Origin of the sequence: Gemmiger formicilis, from assembly GCF_016901605.1 — a bacterium.
Taxonomy (GTDB): domain Bacteria; phylum Bacillota; class Clostridia; order Oscillospirales; family Ruminococcaceae; genus Gemmiger; species Gemmiger formicilis_B.
The window spans coordinates 1-249 of sequence record NZ_JACJKP010000664.1 but is presented as its reverse complement, the minus strand read 5'-3'; the positions used below and the strand labels follow the sequence as shown (position 1 = coordinate 249).

The 249-nt window shown below is 55.0% G+C and carries 1 protein-coding gene; it reads right to left on the bottom strand.

Annotation, left to right across the window (positions count from 1 at the left end; genetic code table 11):
- Positions 1 to 249, bottom strand: a 249-nt coding sequence (locus tag H6B10_RS16375) for an adenylosuccinate synthetase (protein WP_204652462.1), incomplete at both ends; no start/stop codon positions are given.

Sequence of the window (249 nt, the reverse complement as noted above, 5' to 3'; positions counted from 1 at the left end):
ATGCCCACATTTCGTCCACGCTGACGGGCTTCTGACCGTAGATCTTCTCCATGGTCAGATTCTTGGATTCCACAATGGTCTCCAGACGCTTCTTGACGCCTTCGTCCATGTGGCACAGATCCCCCATACGCAGGGTCTTCTTCATGAACTTGTCGCCGTAGGTGTAGGCGATGCCGCGCTTGGTGGAACCAAACTGTGCGCCCGTTTTGGACAGGCGCTCTTCTTCAAGACCATCCTGAGCCACATGGA